General features: G+C 34.9%; 2 protein-coding genes. One reads left to right on the forward strand and one right to left on the reverse strand.

Translation table 11 applies throughout. The features are described from left to right. On the reverse strand, positions 1-1,170 hold a 1,170-nt coding region (locus WBV75_RS13665; RefSeq protein WP_424121140.1), incomplete at its 3' end, for a molybdopterin-dependent oxidoreductase. Positions 1,171-1,517: 347 nt separating this feature from the next. Between WBV75_RS13665 and WBV75_RS13670 the strand changes: the two genes are divergently transcribed. Beyond that, positions 1,518-1,679 carry a DUF3604 domain-containing protein gene (locus WBV75_RS13670; RefSeq protein WP_424121141.1) on the forward strand — a complete coding sequence of 54 codons (162 nt, stop codon included), beginning with the start codon at positions 1,518-1,520 and terminating at the stop codon, positions 1,677-1,679. Positions 1,680-1,799 lie beyond the last annotated feature (120 nt).

Genomic DNA, 1,799 nt, shown 5'->3' on the forward strand with positions numbered 1-1,799 from the left:
CAATTGTCCTTTGCCTGGAGTTAGAATTTCATCCGCCAATAAACCACCAGGAAAGGAGTCATTTACAGAAGTCAGGCCTCCAACCCTACTTTTATCCGTGCGCATTAGGATGCCATTTTTAACACCAAATTTTATAAAATCCATCACTCCTTTTCCTACTAAGGTTCCTCCTTTCTTATCTAAATTTCCAGAAATAGCATTTATTACTTCTTGCAGCCAAAATGCCAAAGATCCATAACCTCCCATATTCACTCCGGTGGAGCAGTATAATGCTGCCCCATCTGCCTGAATATATTTGAGAACCATTTCTTTTAAATCTATAGCTCTTATTCGGGTAACTTCTTCTGTTTTTTCCGGAGACCAATCTTTGACTAAATCTTTTATGTCTTTTATTCCGACTGTATGATCTTCAACAAATTTATAGTCAACGCCATTTTGATTGATGAGTTCATGGAGAAAAGAAAGGTAAAAAAACACGTCAGTTGAAGGACGAATAAATAAATGATTTCCAACAACCTTTGCTGTTTCAGTTTTTCTAGGGTCTATGATATATAATTTACCCCCTCTGTTTTCGAGCTTTTTTAATTTTTTACCAGGATTTGGCACCTGTAAAAAACTCCATTTTGAGATAACTGGATTTGCTCCAACGATGATAAGGCAATTGATATGATCTAAATCTGGAAAAGGAAGTGTGAATGGAAACCCATAAATTAGTTTTGAAACTGCAAATTTATTAGAACAATCCTGTGTAGATGAACTATACATGCTTTTAGAACCTAATCCAGTCATGAAACCCTGAGCAAAAACAGGATGTAATACACTAAAACCAGCTGCTGTTCCAACATACATGCCTATAGCGTCTGCGCCTTCCTCTTTATGTAATTGTTTTACTTTATCTCCTATTTCTCGAATCGCCTGAGGCCATGAAACTCGCGTATAAGTACCATCTTTTTGACGTTTTAAAGGATACTTTAACCGATCAGGTGATTGATACATTTCATGCTGGTATAAGCCCTTTACACAAGAAAATCCTTCAGTCGCAACATGATTTTCATTAGGCTTGATAGTAATTACCTGATTGTTTTGCGTTTGTACCTCAAGACCGCATAATGCCTCACAAATTCTGCAAAATGTATGATGGGTTTTGATTTCTTTTACATCAGACTCCATAGCTTTTTTAATGGTTGAAATTTAGGTTTAATTCGAAAATACATATAAAATGTTCAGTTTACAATTGATCAAAACTCCTAAGAATCAGAAACTAGCTATTCAAAATGGATATAAGTTACCGGTAACGGTTCTATTGGGATTGAGCAACAATTTTCAATAAATAATCCAGAAGGTTTTTAACTCATTCAAGACACTTTAGACGCTTTCCATAATATTTACTTCTATATGTCTACTTTTCTTCCACTTTCGTTCATTGTATGAACGCGCTGTTGCGACTACTTTTATTGTTATACCCTGAGTTATACTCGAAAATCAAAAATTTATAACTCATAGAGAAGAAATATGCAATGAATCAAAAGGCATTTTACTACGTTCGGGTATTGGAAATTCCTACGCCTCGATGGACTGCCTATGATGCAAAGAAATTTAATGTAGAAATGCCAGAAGGTACAAAAATGCAGCATCAAGAGCGTGCGTATACCAGTCCTATTTGGTACAACCCTAAATAAAGAAATATTTAAATTGTAAAATAAACAACATGATGAAAACACAAAAAACAGTTCTTAAATCAACGATTTTATCGTTCTTGATAGTTGGCATGTTTTCAGTTAATGGATATGAGCAGGTCA

Origin of the sequence: Robiginitalea sp., assembly GCF_049588695.1 — a bacterium.
GTDB lineage: Bacteria > Bacteroidota > Bacteroidia > Flavobacteriales > Flavobacteriaceae > Robiginitalea.